We start from the raw sequence: 17,275 nt of genomic DNA, 5'->3' as shown, positions 1-17,275 counted from the left end.
CGCGGGGTCAGGCGCCGGCCTGGGCTGCAGGCGCGGCCGGCCGCGCAAGCCAGCGCGCCGCTGCGGCATCGAGTGCTTCGGGCGCGGCACTGCTCAGGAGCGCCACGGCGCCTTCGCCTTCCGTGGCCAGCTGCCCGGTCTGCGCCAGCAGCCGCTGCGTCTGCAGCGCGACCGGTGCGCCGGTGTCGATGAAGCGCACCGCCTCGCCGCAATGGCGACGCAGCTCGGCCGCGATGAAGGGGTAGTGGGTGCAGCCCAGCACCAGCGTGTCGATCTGGCCGGGCGCAATGCCGAAGCTGCCGGCTTGACGCAAATAGCGCTCGCTCAACGCCGCGATGCCGGCGCCGTCGCCGCGCTCGATGGCGCCCGCCAGGCCGTCGCAGGGGATGATGCGGAAGTCCGCCTGTCCGGCCAGCGAGGCGTGCAGCGCCTCGAACTTGCGGCTCTCCACCGTCACGCGGGTCGCGAGCACGGCAATGCGGCCGGTCCTGCTGGCGGCCACTGCGGGCTTGAGGGCCGGCTCGACGCCCACGACCGGGAGGCCCGGGTGCTCGGCGCGCAGTTCGTGGATGGCCGCTGCGGTCGCGGTGTTGCAGGCGACCACCAGCGCCTTGATGCCATGCCGCTCGCACAGGTAGCGCGCCACCGTGCCTGTGCGCTGCGCGACGTAGGCGTCGCCGCGCTCGCCGTACGGCGCATGGGCCGTGTCGGCGAAGTACGCGAAGCGTTCGTGCGGCAATGCGTCGCGCAGCGCATTGAGCACGCTGAGGCCGCCGATGCCGCTGTCGAAGACGCCGATCGGACGATCGGAAAGAGCACCCGGAATGCTCAAGCCGCTTCCATCATGATGGTCTTGAACTCGCCGCTGGCGATGCGCTTCTGCCATTCGGCCGGGCCGGTGATGTGGGCGCTGGTGCCGCCGGCGTCCACCGCCACCGTCACCGGCATGTCGACCACGTCGAACTCGTAGATCGCTTCCATGCCGAGGTCGGCGAAGCCCACCACCTTGGCGGTCTTGATCGCCTTGCTCACCAGGTACGCGGCGCCGCCCACGGCCATCAGGTAGGCGCTCTTGTGCTTCTGGATTGCCTCGATGGCGACCGGGCCGCGCTCGGCCTTGCCGATCATCGCGATCAGCCCGGTCTTCGCGAGCATCATCTCCGTGAAGCCGTCCATGCGCGTGGCGGTGGTCGGGCCGGCGGGGCCCACGGCCTCGTCCTTGACCGGATCGACCGGCCCCACGTAGTAGATCACGCGGTTGGTGAAGTCCACCGGTAGCTTCTCGCCCTTGGCCAGCATGTCGGCGATGCGCTTGTGCGCTGCGTCGCGGCCGGTGAGCATCTTCCCGTTGAGCAGCAGCGTGTCGCCCGGCTTCCAGCTCGCGACCTCGGCCGGCGTGAGCTTGTCGAGGTCCACACGCTTGCTCTTGTTGTAGTCGGGAGCCCAGTCGATCTTGGGCCAGAGGTCCAGCGACGGCGCCTCCAGGTAGACCGGCCCCGAGCCGTCGAGCACGAAATGCGCGTGGCGCGTGGCCGCGCAGTTCGGGATCATCGCCACCGGCTTGCTGGCCGCGTGCGTCGGGTACATCTTGATCTTGACGTCCAGCACCGTGGCCAGGCCGCCCAGTCCCTGCGCGCCGATGCCCAGTGCATTGACCTTCTCGTAGAGCTCGACGCGCAGTGCCTCCACCTTGCTGAGCTCTGCGCCCGAGCGCTTCTTGGCCAGCAGCTCGTGCATGTCGAGGTCGTCCATCAAGCTTTCCTTGGCGAGCAGGGCGGCCTTCTCGGCCGTGCCGCCGATGCCGATGCCCAGCATGCCCGGCGGGCACCAGCCGGCGCCCATGGTCGGCACGGTCTTGAGCACCCAGTCGACCACGCTGTCGCCGGGGTTCAGCATCACCAGCTTGCTCTTGTTCTCGCTGCCGCCGCCCTTGGCGGCCACCGTGACCTCGACGGTGTTGCCGGGCACGATCTCGGTGAAGATCACCGCCGGCGTGTTGTCCTTGGTGTTCTTGCGGTCGAACTGCGGATCGGCGACCACCGAGGCGCGCAGCATGTTGTCGGGGTGGTTGTAGCCGCGGCGCACGCCTTCGTTGATGGCGTCGTCAAGGCTGCCGGTGAAGCCGCCCCAGCGCACCTCCATGCCGACCTTGAGGAACACGTTGACGATGCCCGTGTCCTGGCAGATCGGCCGCTGGCCGGTGGCGCTCATCTTGCTGTTGGTGAGGATCTGCGCCATTGCGTCCTTGGCTGCAGGGCTCTGCTCGCGCTCGTAGGCGCGCGCCAGGTGGGCGATGTAGTCAGTCGGGTGGTAGTAGCTGATGTACTGGAGCGCGGCGGCAACCGATTCGATCAGGTCGGCTTGCTGGATGATGGTCATGGCTGTGTCCGTGGGAGGGGAAAGCACTCGCTCAATGCGAGCCATTCTTGTTTGCAACGATACTGGGCGATTGCCCTGGTGCGCCAGGTGCGCCCTCCATTTTGACAGCGGAGCTTTTTTCATGGCGATATCCACCCAGACCCGCATCGAACGCGACACCTTCGGCCCCATCGAGGTGCCGGCCGACAAGCTGTGGGGGGCGCAGACGCAGCGCTCGCTGCAGAACTTCGACATCTCGGGCGAGCGGCAGCCGCGCGAGATCATCAAGGCGCTGGCGCAGGTCAAGCGCGCTTCGGCGGTGGTGAACCACGCGTTGGGCCTGCAGGACGAGAAGAAGACGCAGGCCATCGCCGCCGCGTCCGACGAGGTCATCGCGGGGCAGCACGCCGAGGAGTTTCCGCTGGTCGTCTGGCAGACCGGCTCCGGCACGCAGACCAACATGAACGTGAACGAGGTGCTGGCCAACCGCGCCAGCGAGCTGCTGGGCGGCGAGCGCGGGGAAGGGCGGCTGGTGCATCCCAACGACGACGTGAACCGCAGCCAGTCATCCAACGACGTCTTCCCGACGGCCATGCATGTGGCAGCGGTCGAGGCGCTCACGCACCGGCTGCTCCCGGCCATCGCACAGCTGCGCGAGACTCTGCAGAAGAAGTCCGAGGCGTTCGCCGACATCGTGAAGATCGGGCGTACCCACCTGCAGGACGCAACGCCGCTCACGCTGGGCCAGGAGTTCTCGGGCTACGTGGCCCAGCTGGCTCACGGCGAAGCCCATGTGCGGGCCGCGCTGCCGCATCTGTGCGAGCTGGCGCTGGGTGGCACTGCGGTCGGCACCGGGCTCAATGCGCCCCAGGGCTATGCCGAGCAGGTGGCCGCCGAGCTTGCGAAGCTCACCGGCCTGCCTTTCGTCACCGCGCCCAACAAGTTCGAGGCCATGGCCTCGGTCGATGCCCTGGTGCACGCGCACGGGGCGCTCAAGACGCTGGCAGCGAGCATGAACAAGATCGCCAACGATGTGCGCTGGCTCGCCAGCGGACCGCGCAGCGGCATCGGCGAACTGAGCATCCCGGAGAACGAGCCGGGCTCGTCGATCATGCCCGGGAAGGTCAATCCGACGCAGAGCGAGGCGGTCACCATGCTGGCTGCGCAGGTGTTCGGCAACGACGTCGCGATCAACATCGGCGGCGCTTCGGGCAACTTCGAGCTCAACGTGTTCCGGCCGATGGTGGCGCACAACTTCCTGCAGAGCGTGCGGCTCCTGGCCGATGGCATGCGCAGCTTCAACGACCACTGCGCGGTCGGCATCGAGCCCAATCGCGAGCGGATCACGGAACTGGTGCAGCGTTCGCTGATGCTGGTGACGGCACTCAACACCCACATCGGCTACGACAAGGCGGCCTTCATTGCGAAGAAGGCGCACAAGGAAGGCAGCAGCCTGCGCGAGGCGGCGATCGCCTCGGGCCATGTGACGGCCGAGCAGTTCGACCAGTGGGTGGTGCCGGAGAAGATGACGGGGCGCTGAGGCCCTGCCGCGGCCGGGTCCGGTGCCCTTAGCCCGTATATCCCGCCAGCCGCGGCAGGAAGAGCACCAGATCGGGCCACAGAGTGACGATGGCGAGCGCGCCCAGCATCACCATCAGGAACGGGAAGGCTTCGCGCAGCAGTTCATGCAACGGCACGTTGGCGATCCTGGTCATCATGAACAGCAGCAGACCATAGGGTGGCGTGACCAGCCCGATCATGATGTTCAGCACGGCCATGACGCCGAAGTGCACGGGATCGATCCCCAGCGCGGTGGCAGTCGGCAGCAGCACGGGCAGCATGACGAGGATGATGGTGGAACCTTCGAGGAAGGCACCCAGCACCAACAGGATCAGGTTGACCAGCAACAGATAGGCCAGCGGCGACAGGTCGAGGCCCTTCAACAAGGCACTGAGGCTGGCCGGGATGTTCTCGGACGTGATGACGTAGTTGAACACCAGGGCGCCGGCGATCAGCATGCCGATGGAGATGCTCATGCGTGCGCTGGACAGCAGCGATTGGTAGAGGTCAGCCCAACGCATGCTGCGGTACAGCGCCGCCGAGATCAGCAACGCATAGGCCGCCGCCACTCCCGCGGCCTCCGTGGGCGTGGTGATGCCGCTGTACAGGCAGCCTAAAAGGATGACCGGCAGCATCAGCGCCGGGAAGGCTTCGCGCGTGATGCGAGGCATCTCGCGCAGCGGGACCTTGGGTTCGACCGGGAAGCGCCTGCGTTTCGCGAGCACGTAGATGAGCGCCATCTGCACGCCGCCCAGCAGGAGCCCCGGCAGCACGCCGCCAATGAAGAGATAGCCGATGGACGTGCCGGACACGAGCGCGTACAGCACCAGCGGGATCGAAGGCGGCAGGATCGGCCCGATGACGGAAGACACGGCGCTCAGAGCCGCGGCGAAACCGGGGGTGTACTTGCCGTCCTTCGTCATCATGGCCTGCATCAGCTTGCCTGAGCCGGCGGCGTCGGCCAGGGCAGAGCCCGACATGCTGGCGAACACGACGCTTTGCAGGACGTTCACCTGCGCCAGCCCGCCGGGAAAGCGCCCTACGATCGCGTTGCAGAAGCGCAGCAGCCGGTCCAGGATGCTGCCGGAACTCATGATCGTGGCCGCCAGGATGAACAACGGGATGGCCAGCAACAGGAAGCTCGAATAGGTGCCGTTCAGGAGCTGCTCTGCGGCTGCCCCCATGTCCATCCCCTTCAGATAAAGGTACAGGACGGAGCCGCCGATCATGGCATGGCCCACCGGGACGCCCAGGAAGCTGAGTCCCACGATGGTGGCGAGCGCCAGCGAAAACGGACTGGTGAAGTTCACAGGGCAGAGCTGGAAGTGGAGGGATCGGGCCGTGCCGGCTCCTTGCCGCGAAGCAGTCGCACCAGGTGGCGGGCGCTGCGCAGGATCACGGCGATTGCGAAGACGATGTAGATGGAATACATGAAGTCCATCCGCACGCCGAGGTAGGAGCTCTTCTCCACCTTCATGAAAGTCACGTACGACCACGATGCGGGCAGCGACATGCCGAACAGTGCAATGATGCTCGCTGCCCCGATGACGCCCATGACGCGGCGTCCCATCGGACCCGCGCGGCCCGCGATGAAGTCGATGCGGATCTCCTCGTCATCCTTCAGCACGAAGGCGGCGCCCCAGAGCACCAGCCAAAGCCATCCGGCCAGCGACAACTCGGTGGTCCAGCCGACTGGCCAGTTGAATGCGTACCGCAGCACGATCTGCAGGATGAAGGCGATGAAGATCATCGCCAGGATGAGGGCGGCCACCGCTTCGGCGAAGCGGTGCAGCCGCCCCAGCAGGTGAGACAGCACGCGCCTGCTCACTTCATTGCATTGATCTTGTCGAGCATGCCCGCGGGCCACTGCTTGGCCTCGTCCGAGGCGAGGTACACCTTCTGGGCATGCTCGCGGAAGGCACTGATGCTGGGGACGTAGACATCCAGGCCCTGCTTGCGGAAGCCCTCGGCCAGTTCGGCCTCGCGCTTCTGGTGCTCCGCCGTGCTCCAGGCGATCGCCTTGTCGGCCGCCTCCTGGAAGGCACGCTGCCTTGCCGGCGCCATGCCCTGCCAGACCTTCATGTTCAGGGTCAAGAGGTCGAAGCCGACGAGATGGGACGTCAGCACGATCTGCGACATCACTTCGTTGAACTTCATGTTCTGCACATTGGGCAGCGGGTTGTCCTGTCCGTCGACCGCGCCCGTCTGCAGGCCCGTGTAGGTTTCGGCGTAGGCCATGGGCGTAGGGTTGGCGCCCAGCGAGCGACCCAGGAGCTGCCATGCATCCCCAGGGGGCATGCGCAGCTTCATGCCGGCGAGATCGGCGGGGGTGTTGATCTTCTTCTTGGGCTTCAGGCCGACGTGGCGGGTGCCGAAGAAGGTCGGGCCGAGGATTTTGACCTTTACCTGGTCTTCCACCATCTTCTTCATCTGGGCACCCAGGTCGCTGGCGAAGAAGCTGTTCAGGTGGCTGGGGTCCCGGAACAGGTAGGCCGACGTCAGCACGGACCATGCCGGCACCTGCTTGGCGATGTCCTGCGGGGCGATGTTGCCCATCTCGAGGTTGTCGCGCTGCAGGGCGACGAGTTCCGTACCCTGGCGGAACAGCGTTGAGTTCAGGTGCAGCTCGAGCTTGAAATCGGGTTCGATGTCCTTGGCCAACATCTTCATCATGTCGGCACGGATGTCCTTGTCCGAGAACACGGCGGCGAAGCGCAGTGTCTTCGGTGCGGCTTGACCCCAGGCGGGCAGGACGGCTCCCGCGGCCAGCGTGGCGCCTGCGCCCAGCAGTATGCGGCGGTGGATCGGACGTGTCATTGTGGTCTCCTTGTCGTCTGTGGATCGGAACAGCCGGAATTGTCAGCCGGCGGCTGGAGCGAGCCGGCTCGCCACCGCACGGATGGCCAGTTCGTACCCTGCGGCGCCGAAGCCGCAGATCACGCCGGTGGCTGCGAGCGAGACCAGCGAATGCTGGTAGAGCGGATCGCGCCGGTGGATGTTAGTTACGTGCACCTCGGCGATCGGCTGCTCCACCGTCTTGAGCGCGTCCAGCAGCGGGATGGAGCGAAACGACAGTCCGGCCGGATTGATGACGATGCCCACGGCGCGCTCGCGCGCCTCTTGCACCCAGTCGACCATGACGCCTTCGTGATTGGTTTGGCGGAACTCGCACTCGAAGCCGAGTTCTTGCGCGACTCGGCGGCATAGCTGCTCGACCTGGGCAAGCGTGGTCGCGCCGTAGAGATGCGGCTCCCGCACTCCCAACAGATTGAGGTTGGGGCCGTTCAAAACAAAGAGGGCGCCGCTCATGGTGCATCGGCCTTTGGCAGGGTCTTGCGCATACAGTGAATCTCCTGGCAGGTCTGGGGAGTGCAAAATCCGCCTTCGCTCCGATTCTTTCTCCCAATAGGGAAAGTCTTTCCGGGCTGGAAAACTATTCCGTATAGTGAGATGAGCACTGCGATCGATCGTTGCCTGGGCGTGCTGGAGCACCTCACCCGCTACCCGGAAGGCGTTCCGCTTTCGTCCTTGTCTTCGGAGTTGGACATCCCGCTCAGCGCCTGCCACAGACTGTTGGTGGACTTGCAGCGGCACGGCTATGTTCGTCAAGCTCGGGCGCAGGGCGACTACGTGCTCACGACCAAGATCGTTTCGCTGGGGCTGGGGTTTCTCAGCAGTGCCGGCATCGTCGATATTGCCGAGCCCTTGCTTGAGCGGCTGGCGCAGTCTTCGGGCGAGCTGGTGCGGTTGTCCATCGTCGACGACGACCGCCTCACGTGGGTGGCGAAGGCGCAGGGGATGCGGCAAGCCGGCCTGCGTTACGACCCGGACATGGGAATGGATGCACGCCTGTCCTGCACCGCCTCGGGCCATGCCTGGCTGATGACACTGAGTGACGAGCGCGCGCTCGAACTGGTGTCGCGCCAGGGCTTCGGCCTCCCGGACGACTACGGCCCGAAGGCGCCGACAACCATCAAGGCGTTGCTCGGTTCTCTACATGCTGCGCGGGTGCGTGGATACGCGATGATCGACGAGGTCTTCGCGCCCGGCATGAGCGCGATGGCCGCCCCGGTCGTAAGGCGCAGGGAAGCGATTGGTGTCATCAGCATCGCCGGTCCACGCTTGCGGTTGAGCGCAGCGCGAATGCACGAACTCGCGCCCGGCTTGCTCCAGGCCGCTGCGGAGCTGGGGCCGATCAGCAACGCCTCGACCCTGTTCGGACGGCCTCCTTTGGGCAAGGGGTAGGAGCGAATCAGCGCGGCGAAGATGCCCGCCGTCTCAATGACCGGCGGAGGGCGGCGGTGCCATCAGCCGGTCGGTGAACGCGATCGCCATCGCCGACAGCAGGAAGGCGATATGGATCACCGTCTGCGCGATCAACACGCGATCGGTGTAGTTGTCGGCGTTGATGAAGGTCTTGAGCAGGTGGATCGAGCTGATGCCGATGATGGCGGTCGCCAGCTTGACCTTCAGCACCGACGCGTTCACGTGGCTCAGCCACTCGGGCTGGTCGCGGTGGCCCTCGAGGTTCATGCGGCTTACGAAGGTCTCGTAGCCGCCGACGATCACCATGATCAGCAGGTTGGAGATCATGACCACGTCGATCAGCGCCAGCACGACCAGCATGATCACCGTCTCGTTGAGCGTGGTGACCGGCGCCGTGGTCTTATAGCCGATGCTGGTAATCAGCGACTTCAGCGCTTCCTCGCTGCCGAAGGCCGCTTCGACGAGATGGAGCAGCTCGACCAGGAAATGCACCACGTACACGCCTTGCGCGACGATCAGGCCCAGGTACAGCGGCAGCTGCAGCCAGCGGCTTGCGAAGATGAGGTTGGGCAGGGGGCGCAGCGGCGAGGCCTTGCCGGCGTGTTGCTGGAGGGTGGGGTCGAGGTTGGACATCGGTGGGCAGGCCGGTGGGTGGAGGGCGGGAAACGCGCGATTCTAGAGTGCCCCCGGGGCACCGACGTGTCACGATGCAGCCGCTAACATGGGGAGCGTCAGTCATCCGTAAGTGCGGGCGATGACATTAGCGCCCGTCAGTTCCCAGCTACATACCGGAGGCAAAGAATGAGCAGCACGATCGAGTCCTTCCTGGTCGAGAACCGCGTGTTCCCGCCCGATGCCCGCGCGATGAAGGGCGCACGCATCGACAGCATGGCCGCCTACGAGGCGCTGTGCAAGGAGGCCGCCGACGACTTCGAGGGCTTCTGGGCCCGGCAGGCCAAGGCCAACGTGGTGTGGACCCAGCCCTTCACGCGCACGCTCGACGAATCCCGGGCGCCTTTCTACAAGTGGTTCGAGGACGGCGAGCTCAACGCCTCGGCCAACTGCCTGGACAAGCACATCGGCACCCCGGTCGAGAACAAGACCGCCATCGTCTTCGAGGCCGACGACGGTGTGGTCACCAAGGTCACCTACAAGGAACTGCTGGCGCGGGTCTCGCAGTTCGCCAACGCGCTGAAGGCGCAGGGCATCCGCAAGGGCGACCGCGTCATCATTTACATGCCCATGACCATCGAGGGCGTGGTCGCGATGCAGGCCTGCGCCCGCATCGGCGCGACGCACAGCGTGGTGTTCGGCGGCTTCTCGGCCAAGGCGCTGCAGGAGCGCATCATCGACGCCGGCGCGGTGGCGGTGATCACCTCCAACTTCCAGCTGCGCGGTGGCAAGGAGCTGCCGCTCAAGGCGATCGTCGACGACGCCATCGCGCTCGGCGGCTGCGAGTCGTCGCTCAAGACCGTGCTGGTCTACCAGCGCACCGCGACCGCCTGCAACATGGTCGAGGGCCGCGACAAGACCTTCGCCGAGGTGCTCCAGGGGCAGGGCAGCGAATGCCCGCCGGAGCCGGTGGGCGCCGAGCATCCGCTCTTCATCCTCTACACCTCGGGCTCGACGGGCAAGCCCAAGGGCGTGCAGCATGCCACCGGCGGCTACCTGCTGTGGGCCAAGCTCACCATGGACTGGACCTTCGACATCCGTCCCGAAGACGTGTTCTGGTGCACCGCCGACATCGGCTGGATCACCGGCCACACCTACGTTGCCTATGGCCCGCTGGCTGCCGGCGCGACGCAGGTGGTGTTCGAGGGCGTGCCCACCTTCCCGCATGCGGGCCGCTTCTGGCAGATGATCGAAAAGCACAAGGTCACGGTCTTCTACACCGCGCCGACCGCCATCCGCTCGCTCATCAAGGCCGCGGACAGCGACGAGAAGGTGCACCCGAAGAACTGGGACCTGTCCTCGCTGCGCATCCTCGGCACGGTGGGCGAGCCGATCAACCCCGAAGCCTGGATGTGGTACCACCGGAACGTCGGTGGCGAGAAGTGCCCCATTGTCGACACCTTCTGGCAGACCGAGACCGGCGGCCACGTCATCACGCCGCTGCCCGGCGCGACGCCACTGGTGCCCGGCTCCTGCACGCTGCCGCTGCCCGGCATCATGGCCGCGATCGTCGACGAGACCGGCAAGGACATTCCGAACGGCGCCGGCGGCATGCTGGTGATCAAGCGGCCCTGGCCCTCGATGATCCGCACCATCTGGAACGATCCCGAGCGCTTCAAGAAGAGCTACTTCCCCGAGGAGATGGGCGGCACCATCTACCTCGCCGGCGACGGCGCGGTGCGCAGTGCCGACCGCGGGTACTTCCGCATCACCGGACGCATCGACGACGTGCTCAACGTCTCGGGCCACCGGCTCGGCACCATGGAGATCGAGTCGGCGCTGGTCGCCAAGACCGACCTCGTGGCCGAGGCCGCGGTGGTCGGCCGTCCCGACGACCTCACGGGCGAGGCGGTCTGCGCCTTTGTCGTGCTCAAGCGCGGCCGTCCGAGCGGAGACGAGGCCAAGCAGATCGCAGCCGACCTGCGCAACTGGGTGGCCAAGGAGATCGGGCCGATCGCCAAGCCCAAGGACATCCGCTTCGGCGAGAACCTGCCCAAGACCCGCAGCGGCAAGATCATGCGGCGCCTGCTGCGCAGCATCGCCAAGGGCGAGGCCATCACGCAGGACACCTCCACCCTCGAGAATCCGGCCATCCTGGAGCAATTGGGGCAAGCCTACTAACCGCGCCACGCCCGGCACCCCGCGCCCCCGTCCGACAGGGGCGGGACGCTGGATGCGTTACAACCAGTCCATCGAATGAATGTTGAGGGGACACTTTCATGGGACTGAGAACAGCCGTACTGCTGGTGGTCGTGCTGCTGATCGCGGCGCTCGCGGCCCTGAACTGGAGCGTGCTCGCCACGCCCTCCGCGATGTCGATCGGCTTCATGCAGGTGACGGCGCCGCTCGGCTTGATCATGCTGGGCCTCACCGTGCTCCTGGGCATCTTGTTCGTGGCCTACGTGGTTTACCTGCAGACCACGGTGCTGCTCGAGACGCGGCGCCACACGAAGGAGATGCAGGCCCAGCGTGACCTGGCCGACCGCGCCGAGGCCTCGCGCTTTACCGAGCTGCGCAACTTCCTGGAAGCCCAGGAGAACGCTCACATGGCGCGCAACGCCGAGCGGCATGCCGCGCTGCTGGCACGCGTGGAGCAACTGGAGACCATGATCAAGGTACGGTCCGACCAGACCGACAACACCTTGGCGGCTCACATCGGCCAGCTCGAGGACCGCTTCGACCGGAGGTCGCCAGCCGTGGTGACGCCTGGCGGCGGCATGCCGCCGCCCGTCTGAGGAAGCCGGCGCCGCTACTTCGTCGACAGGACCCAGGCCGCGAGCTTCTTGGCCTCGGCCTCGCTGACCTGATTGTTGGCGGGCATTGGCACCGCGCCCCAGACGCCGGAGCCGCCCTTCACGATCTTGGTCGCCAACATGTCGGCGGCGCCCTTGTTGTCCTTGTACTTGGCTGCGACCTCCTTGAAGGAGGGGCCGAGGATCTTGCGGTCGACGGCATGGCAGCTCATGCAGTTCTTGGAGGTGGCCAGTGCGAGGTCGGCCAGCGCTGGGGACGTTGCGGCCAGGCCGAAGAGGGCGACGAGAAGCGTTCTTTTCATGGGGTTCGATGACGCGGGTGCGTTAAAGTCGATCCACGCGATTGTAGGTAGCGCGGTGCACGGTCCCATTCTGATGCGGGCCGGACGATCGGAGGGGTTCTGTCATGTGGTTTCTTTTCCTCGGCCTGCTTGGCGTGGCCCTCAAGTTCTTCGAGGTCGGCTTCGTCGCGCAATGGAGCTGGTGGGTCGTGCTCATCCCCTTCGCACTGGCCGCTGCCTGGTGGGCCTGGGCCGACGCCTCGGGCTACACCAAGCGCAAGGTGGTCGAGCGCGAGAACGCGCGCCGGCAGGCGCGCATCGATCGGCAACGCAGCCAGATGGGCCTGCTGACCAGCCGCTCCAACCGGCGCCGTCGCGGGCGCTGAGCCCGGCTCTAGGCCCGCTGGCTGATGCGCGTGATCAGCGGCGCGATGAATCGCCGGCCAAGCTTGTGGAGCGACCAGAACACCGCGGCGATGGCGCCTGCCAGCAGCAGGCCGGCCAGGATGTCGAAGGGGAAATGCACGCCCACATAGATCCGGGCCCAGCCCGTCAGGGCGGCGATTGCCAGGATTGCAAGGCCGATCTTCCTGAGCGCCGCCCGCAGGCAGAACACCAGGCCGACGGTGAACATCACGGTGGCGTGCGCACTCGGCAGCGAACCGCGGGCACCATGCTCGATATGTGCGGGGCTCAGGCCCAGGACGAAAGGGCGCGGCATGGCGAAGGCATCCGCCAGCTCATGGGCCAGCAGGGAGGCTGCGGCGGCCGCGACCAGCACTGCCAGTGCATAGAGCCGCTGCGCGGGCAACCGCCAGGCGGCCCATGCCATCAGGGCTACGCACACCCACGAAGCCTGCTCCGCCACGTTGCTTGCAAACCAGAGAAGCGGTGAATCGGGGATATGGCCGGCGCCGAGCCATTGGAAAAGTGCGATGTTCAGCGCCTGCATGGCGATCATGATAGAGGTGGGGCGCAACGATTTTGATGAACGATGCCTTCATGCTTCGTTCATGATCGTCTCGGAAGGTAGCGCGGGCTCAGCCCACGCCCAGCAGTTGGTGCAAGCGTGTGCTGGTGGTGGTGTACTGCAGGGGCACGGCCTTGCCGGGGAACACGATGCCGGTGGCGCCCCAGGCCGCCAGCGTGGCCTCGTGGAAGCCGCAGACGATCAGCTTCTTCTTGCCCGGGTAGGTGTTGATGTCGCCGACCGCGAACACTCCCGCCTCGCGCGTCTGGAAGCGCTCGGTATCGACCGGCACTTGCTTGCGCACCAGGTCCAGCCCCCAGTCGGCGATGGGCCCGAGCCGGGGCGAGATGCCGAGGCAGGCAATGAGCGCATCGAGCGGCAGGGTCAGGGGCTGCGCATCGGGTGTCGAGATCTGCAGCGCCCGGCCGTCGAAGGCCGCAGGCTGGCCCACGGCGAAGCGCATCGCGCCTTCGGCCACCGCAGCCCGCATGCGCGCCACCAGCCCCTCGTCGGCCTGGAAGCCGTCGCGCCGATGCACCAGCGTTACCGCGCGGGCCCGGCCCACGAGCGCCAGCGCAGTGGCCAGTGCCGCGTCGTCGCCGCCATTGACGACCACCGCCTGGCCGTCGAAGCGTTCCAGCGAGTCCGGGTGGTAGAAGAGCGCCGATCCCTCGAAGCGCTGGATATCTTCGAGCGCGATGCGCTTGGGGACGAAGGCGCCGACGCCGGCGGCGATGAACACCGTCCTGGCGAGAAAGCCCGTGCCCGTGGTGGTGCGAAGCAGCAGGCGCTGATCGGGTTGGCGCTCAAGCGTGGCGACCTGCTGCTCGAAATGGAAGGTGGGCTTCAGCGGCGCCAGTTGCTGCAGCAGCGCCGCCGCCAGGCCACTGCCGCTGGTCGCCGGAATGCCCGGGATGTCGTAGATGGGCTTGTCGCCGTACAGCTGCACGCACTGGCCGCCCGCGGCGGGCAGCGCGTCGACGATATGGCAGGAGATCTCGAGCAGCCCCAGCTGGAAGGCCTGGAACAGCCCGACCGGGCCGGCGCCGATGACCAGCGCGTCGGTTTGGATGGGTGCGGCCAGCGCGTTCAGCGCACCAGCTCCCCGATCTTGTCGGTCTTGTCCTTCCACTCGTCGGCATCCGGCAGCGCGGGCTTGCGCTTGGTGATGCTCTTCCAGCCGTCGGCCTGGGCCAGCTCGGCGTTGAGCTTGATGAAGGCGAGCTGGTTGGCCGGCAGGTCTTCCTCGGCGTAGATCGCGTTGACCGGGCACTCGGGGATGCAGACCGCACAGTCGATGCACTCGTCCGGATCGATCACCAGCATGTTGGGGCCCTCGCGGAAGCAGTCCACGGGACACACATCGACGCAATCGGTGTACTTGCAGCGGATACAGGATTCGGAGACGACGTGGGTCATGGCTGGGCTTGGAGATCGATCGGGGAAACTGGGAATTTTAGGCGCTTGCCGGCGAAGGCTGCACGAGCACGGCTGCCGAGGTCCGGTGGGAGGCGGTGTCGACCAGCACCAGCGAACCCAGGGCGCGCGATTGCGCGAAGGGCAGCACCGCGAGCGGCTGCTGCAGCGTGAGCACCACGTCGCCGATGGCGTTGGGCTCCAGGCGGTCCGCGGGCTCGGAGTCCAGTGTCGTGATGTTGACGCGGTCGATGATGCGTGCGACCTTGGCCTTGACCCAGCGGTGGCCCTGCAGCGCCCAGTAGACGCGGCCTGCGAGCAGCGGCTCGTCGTCCAGCCAGGCAATGGTGGCCGTGATCTCGCGCACCGGTTCGAAGGCCCCGGGCGCCAGCAGCCAGTCGCCGCGCGACACATCCAGCTCGCGGTCGAGCACGATGCCGGCGCTGTGGCCCGCATGCACGGTCTTCGGCCGGCGCGTATGGCTCAGCACCTGCGCCACCGTGGCCGTCTGGTTGCCCGGCAGCACGGCGACACGCTGGCCCGGTTCCACATGGCCGCTTGCCACGCGGCCCCAGAACACCCGGCGGCCCTTGGAGGTATCGGCCGAGCCGGAGAACTTCTCGACCCATTGCACCGGGAAGGCGAAGGGCACGGCCTCGTCCTGCTGGGTCACGGGCAGATCCTCGAGCAGCTCGATGAGGCTCGGGCCTTCGTAGCCGCACCAGTCGCCATGGCGCGAGGCGACGTTCCAGCCCTTCAGCGCCGAGATCGGCACGGTGGCGGCAACCCGCACGCCGGCGGCTTCTGCGAAGCTCGCGAGCGCGGTGGAGATGCGCTCGAAGGCAAGCCCGGCATCGGCGATGGCGTCCAGCTTGTTGACCGCGAACACGATCGACTGCACGCGCAGCAAGTGGCACAGCAGCGTATGGCGGCGCGTCTGCGGGAGCAGCTCGCGGCGCACCACCTCGCCATCCCCGACCTCGGCCGCCCAGTCCAGCTTGGTCGCGTCGATCAGCACCACGGCGGCGTCCGCGCTGGAGGCCGCGGTGACCATGTTGCGCGTGTACTGCTCATGGCCCGGCGCGTCGCCGATGATGAACTTGCGCCGCGCCGTGGAGAAGTAGCGGTACGCGACGTCGATGGTGATGCCTTGTTCGCGCTCGGCCGAGAGGCCGTCGGTCAGGAGCGCCAGGTCGGTCTCGCCGCCGCGCTGCACGCCGGCCAACTGGTCCTGGAGCACGGTCTTGCTGTCGACCAGCAGGCGGCCGATCAGCGTGCTCTTGCCGTCGTCGACGCTGCCGCAGGTGATGAAGCGCAGGGCGGTGCCGGTGTCGCCGTGGAGGGTCTCGGGCGCAGAGAAGGTGGGGGTCGTCGCAGTCATCAGAAGTAGCCGTCCTTCTTGCGCTTTTCCATCGAAGCCTCGGAAGTCTTGTCGTCCATGCGCGTCGCGCCGCGCTCGCTCACCTCGGCCGCCAGCGTCTCGACCACCACGTCGGCCGCATCGGCCGCCAGGCTGTCGACCGGGCAGGTGCAGGTGATGTCGCCGACGGTGCGGAAACGCACGTCGCGGACCTCGACCTTTTCATCATCGCGCGGCGGCGTGAGTTCGGTCACCGGCACCAGGAGGCCGCGGCGCTCGACCACCTCGCGCTTGTGCGTGTAGTAGAGCGAGGGCAGGGCGATCTGTTCGCGCTCGATGTACTGCCAGACGTCGAGCTCGGTCCAGTTCGAGATGGGGAACACGCGGAAATGCTCGCCGGGTGCGAGGCGCGTGTTGAACAAGGTCCAGAGCTCGGGCCGCTGGTCCTTGGGCTGCCATTGGCCGAAGGCGTCGCGGTGCGAGAAGATGCGCTCCTTGGCGCGCGCCTTCTCCTCGTCGCGGCGCGCGCCGCCGATCAGCGCGTCGAAGCGGAATTCCTCGATCGCCTCGAGCAGCGTCACCGACTGGTGCACGTTGCGCGACTCGCCCGGATGCGCCAGGCGTACGGTGCCGCGCGCCATCGAGTCCTCGACGCTGCGCACGATCAGCTCGGCGCCCAGCTCCTGCGCACGCTGGTCGCGGAAGGCCGTCACCTCAGGGAAGTTGTGGCCGGTGTCGATCATCAGCAGCGGGTAGGGCAAGCGGCTGGCGCCGAAGGCCTTTTCTGCGCACTTCAGCAGCACCAGCGAGTCCTTGCCGCCCGAGAACAGCAAAGTCGGCCGCTCGAAGGAGGCGGCGACCTCGCGCAGGACGAAGATGGCTTCTTCTTCCAGCGCATCGAGCTGCGCATTGGACAAGCGGGCCGGCGTGTGCGCAGTCTGCAGCAACAGGTCGTGTTCGGTTCTGGCGTTCATCGAGGTGGAATACTCAGTGCAGGGAATCGGTGAAACCTTGGCGCTCAATGCGCGAGATGCAATCCGCACTCGCGGTTCTCTTCGCCCTTGGTCGGGTCCACGTAGTCGAAGTTGTTGGGCAGGCCATGCGCTTCGCAGTAGGCATGCAGATCCTTGGACGACCAATGCAGCAGCGGAGCAACCTTGATCAGGCCATCCGGATTGACGCTGACCGCGTCCATTTGAGCCCGCACGGCTGTGTCGGTGGCCCGAAGCGCGGTGAACCAGACCTTCGGTGCTGTCTCGCGCAGCGCACGGGCAAAGGGCTCCAGCTTCACTTCCTCCGTGAATGCAGCATGGCGCGGATCGTCGAGCGCCGGCGTGGGGCCCTCCACCGCCTCACGATGCGCACGCGAGCGGCGCGGCAGATAGATGCGCAGATCCAGACCCAGCAGCTTCGTCACCTCGTCGGCATACCGGTAGGTGGCCTCGGTGTTGTAGCCGTTGTCCATCCAGACTACGGGAATATCGGCCTTCGCGCGCGCCACCATGTGGAGGATCACGGCCTCGAACGGGCGGAAATTCGTGGTAACGATGGCAGGCTGGCCCAGGCCGATCGCCCAGTCCACCAAGCCCTCCGCGTTGTGGCCGAGTTCGGAGTTGATGCGTGGAACGTCGATGCTCAT

General features: G+C 66.7%; 19 protein-coding genes. 5 read left to right on the top strand and 14 right to left on the bottom strand.

All coding sequences use genetic code 11. From position 1 onward, the window contains the following. Positions 1 to 7 precede the first annotated feature (7 nt). Together murI and E5P3_RS16275 are read right to left on the bottom strand one after the other, a co-directional pair. Positions 8 to 826 (bottom strand): glutamate racemase, encoded by an 819-nt coding sequence (gene murI / locus E5P3_RS16280; protein WP_162589712.1) that lies wholly within the window; start codon positions 824 to 826, stop codon positions 8 to 10. 2 nt (positions 827 to 828) lie between these two features. Next, on the bottom strand, positions 829 to 2,379 hold the full coding sequence (locus E5P3_RS16275; RefSeq protein ID WP_162586922.1) for a fumarate hydratase: 1,551 nt from the start codon (positions 2,377 to 2,379) through the stop codon (positions 829 to 831). A 121-nt stretch (positions 2,380 to 2,500) separates the two neighbouring features. Between E5P3_RS16275 and fumC the strand changes: the two genes are divergently transcribed. Beyond that, complete coding sequence (fumC, locus tag E5P3_RS16270; RefSeq protein ID WP_162586921.1) at positions 2,501 to 3,898, top strand: class II fumarate hydratase; 1,398 nt, start codon at positions 2,501 to 2,503, stop codon at positions 3,896 to 3,898. 28 nt (positions 3,899 to 3,926) lie between these two features. Here fumC and E5P3_RS16265 read toward each other — a convergent pair whose 3' ends face one another. From E5P3_RS16265 to E5P3_RS16250, 4 genes are read right to left on the bottom strand one after another with little or no spacing between them, the layout of a single operon-like run. Beyond that, complete coding sequence (locus E5P3_RS16265) at positions 3,927 to 5,228, bottom strand: TRAP transporter large permease (RefSeq protein WP_162586920.1); 1,302 nt, start codon at positions 5,226 to 5,228, stop codon at positions 3,927 to 3,929. Then, positions 5,225 to 5,746: a TRAP transporter small permease gene (locus E5P3_RS16260; protein ID WP_232073160.1), complete on the bottom strand. Its 522-nt coding sequence runs from the start codon at positions 5,744 to 5,746 to the stop codon at positions 5,225 to 5,227. The genes E5P3_RS16265 and E5P3_RS16260 overlap by 4 nt, the downstream gene beginning before the upstream one ends. After that, positions 5,743 to 6,735 (bottom strand): TRAP transporter substrate-binding protein DctP, encoded by a 993-nt coding sequence (gene dctP, locus E5P3_RS16255; RefSeq protein ID WP_162586918.1) that lies wholly within the window; start codon positions 6,733 to 6,735, stop codon positions 5,743 to 5,745. The genes E5P3_RS16260 and dctP overlap by 4 nt, the downstream gene beginning before the upstream one ends. Before the next feature lie 42 nt (positions 6,736 to 6,777). Continuing rightward, positions 6,778 to 7,227: a type II 3-dehydroquinate dehydratase gene (locus E5P3_RS16250; protein WP_162586917.1), complete on the bottom strand. Its 450-nt coding sequence runs from the start codon at positions 7,225 to 7,227 to the stop codon at positions 6,778 to 6,780. A gap of 141 nt (positions 7,228 to 7,368) precedes the next feature. On the opposite strand from E5P3_RS16250, the gene E5P3_RS16245 reads away from it, so the two are divergent. Continuing rightward, positions 7,369 to 8,163: an IclR family transcriptional regulator gene (locus E5P3_RS16245; protein WP_162589711.1), complete on the top strand. Its 795-nt coding sequence runs from the start codon at positions 7,369 to 7,371 to the stop codon at positions 8,161 to 8,163. A 33-nt stretch (positions 8,164 to 8,196) separates the two neighbouring features. Here E5P3_RS16245 and E5P3_RS16240 read toward each other — a convergent pair whose 3' ends face one another. Further along, positions 8,197 to 8,817 carry a YqhA family protein gene (locus E5P3_RS16240; RefSeq protein WP_162586916.1) on the bottom strand — a complete coding sequence of 207 codons (621 nt, stop codon included), beginning with the start codon at positions 8,815 to 8,817 and terminating at the stop codon, positions 8,197 to 8,199. Between the two features lie 168 nt (positions 8,818 to 8,985). On the opposite strand from E5P3_RS16240, the gene acs reads away from it, so the two are divergent. Both acs and E5P3_RS16230 read left to right on the top strand, forming a co-directional pair. Continuing rightward, positions 8,986 to 10,977: an acetate--CoA ligase gene (gene acs / locus E5P3_RS16235; RefSeq protein ID WP_162586915.1), complete on the top strand. Its 1,992-nt coding sequence runs from the start codon at positions 8,986 to 8,988 to the stop codon at positions 10,975 to 10,977. A gap of 98 nt (positions 10,978 to 11,075) precedes the next feature. Continuing rightward, positions 11,076 to 11,591: a LapA family protein gene (locus E5P3_RS16230; protein WP_162586914.1), complete on the top strand. Its 516-nt coding sequence runs from the start codon at positions 11,076 to 11,078 to the stop codon at positions 11,589 to 11,591. 14 nt (positions 11,592 to 11,605) lie between these two features. On the opposite strand, the gene E5P3_RS16225 is transcribed toward E5P3_RS16230, so the two are convergent. Further along, a complete protein-coding gene (locus E5P3_RS16225) occupies positions 11,606 to 11,911 on the bottom strand; it encodes a c-type cytochrome (protein WP_162586913.1) in 306 nt (101 codons plus the stop codon). Between the two features lie 104 nt (positions 11,912 to 12,015). Here E5P3_RS16225 and E5P3_RS16220 point away from each other — a divergent pair, with 104 nt between their 5' ends. Then, the gene (locus E5P3_RS16220) at positions 12,016 to 12,276 is read left to right on the top strand and encodes a TIGR04438 family Trp-rich protein (protein ID WP_162586912.1); all 261 of its coding nucleotides are present in this window, start codon (positions 12,016 to 12,018) and stop codon (positions 12,274 to 12,276) included. 8 nt (positions 12,277 to 12,284) lie between these two features. Here E5P3_RS16220 and E5P3_RS16215 read toward each other — a convergent pair whose 3' ends face one another. The 6 genes from E5P3_RS16215 to E5P3_RS16190 form a co-directional block, all read right to left on the bottom strand. After that, on the bottom strand, positions 12,285 to 12,851 hold the full coding sequence (locus E5P3_RS16215) for a phosphatase PAP2 family protein (protein WP_162586911.1): 567 nt from the start codon (positions 12,849 to 12,851) through the stop codon (positions 12,285 to 12,287). 79 nt (positions 12,852 to 12,930) lie between these two features. After that, the gene (locus E5P3_RS16210; RefSeq protein ID WP_162586910.1) at positions 12,931 to 13,992 is read right to left on the bottom strand and encodes an NAD(P)/FAD-dependent oxidoreductase; all 1,062 of its coding nucleotides are present in this window, start codon (positions 13,990 to 13,992) and stop codon (positions 12,931 to 12,933) included. Then, on the bottom strand, positions 13,950 to 14,279 hold the full coding sequence (fdxA, locus tag E5P3_RS16205; protein ID WP_068675027.1) for a ferredoxin FdxA: 330 nt from the start codon (positions 14,277 to 14,279) through the stop codon (positions 13,950 to 13,952). Before fdxA ends, E5P3_RS16210 begins: the two co-directional genes overlap by 43 nt. A 37-nt stretch (positions 14,280 to 14,316) precedes the next feature. Continuing rightward, the gene (locus E5P3_RS16200) at positions 14,317 to 15,657 is read right to left on the bottom strand and encodes a sulfate adenylyltransferase subunit 1 (RefSeq protein ID WP_162586909.1); all 1,341 of its coding nucleotides are present in this window, start codon (positions 15,655 to 15,657) and stop codon (positions 14,317 to 14,319) included. Next, the gene (gene cysD / locus E5P3_RS16195) at positions 15,657 to 16,610 is read right to left on the bottom strand and encodes a sulfate adenylyltransferase subunit CysD (protein ID WP_162586908.1); all 954 of its coding nucleotides are present in this window, start codon (positions 16,608 to 16,610) and stop codon (positions 15,657 to 15,659) included. Before cysD ends, E5P3_RS16200 begins: the two co-directional genes overlap by 1 nt. A 44-nt stretch (positions 16,611 to 16,654) precedes the next feature. Then, a complete protein-coding gene (locus tag E5P3_RS16190; protein WP_162586907.1) occupies positions 16,655 to 17,275 on the bottom strand; it encodes a phosphoadenosine phosphosulfate reductase domain-containing protein in 621 nt (206 codons plus the stop codon).

This window comes from Variovorax sp. RA8 (genome assembly GCF_901827175.1).
GTDB lineage: Bacteria > Pseudomonadota > Gammaproteobacteria > Burkholderiales > Burkholderiaceae_C > Variovorax.
Note: the sequence above shows the minus strand (reverse complement) of the source record. Positions and strands in the feature narration are given on the sequence as shown.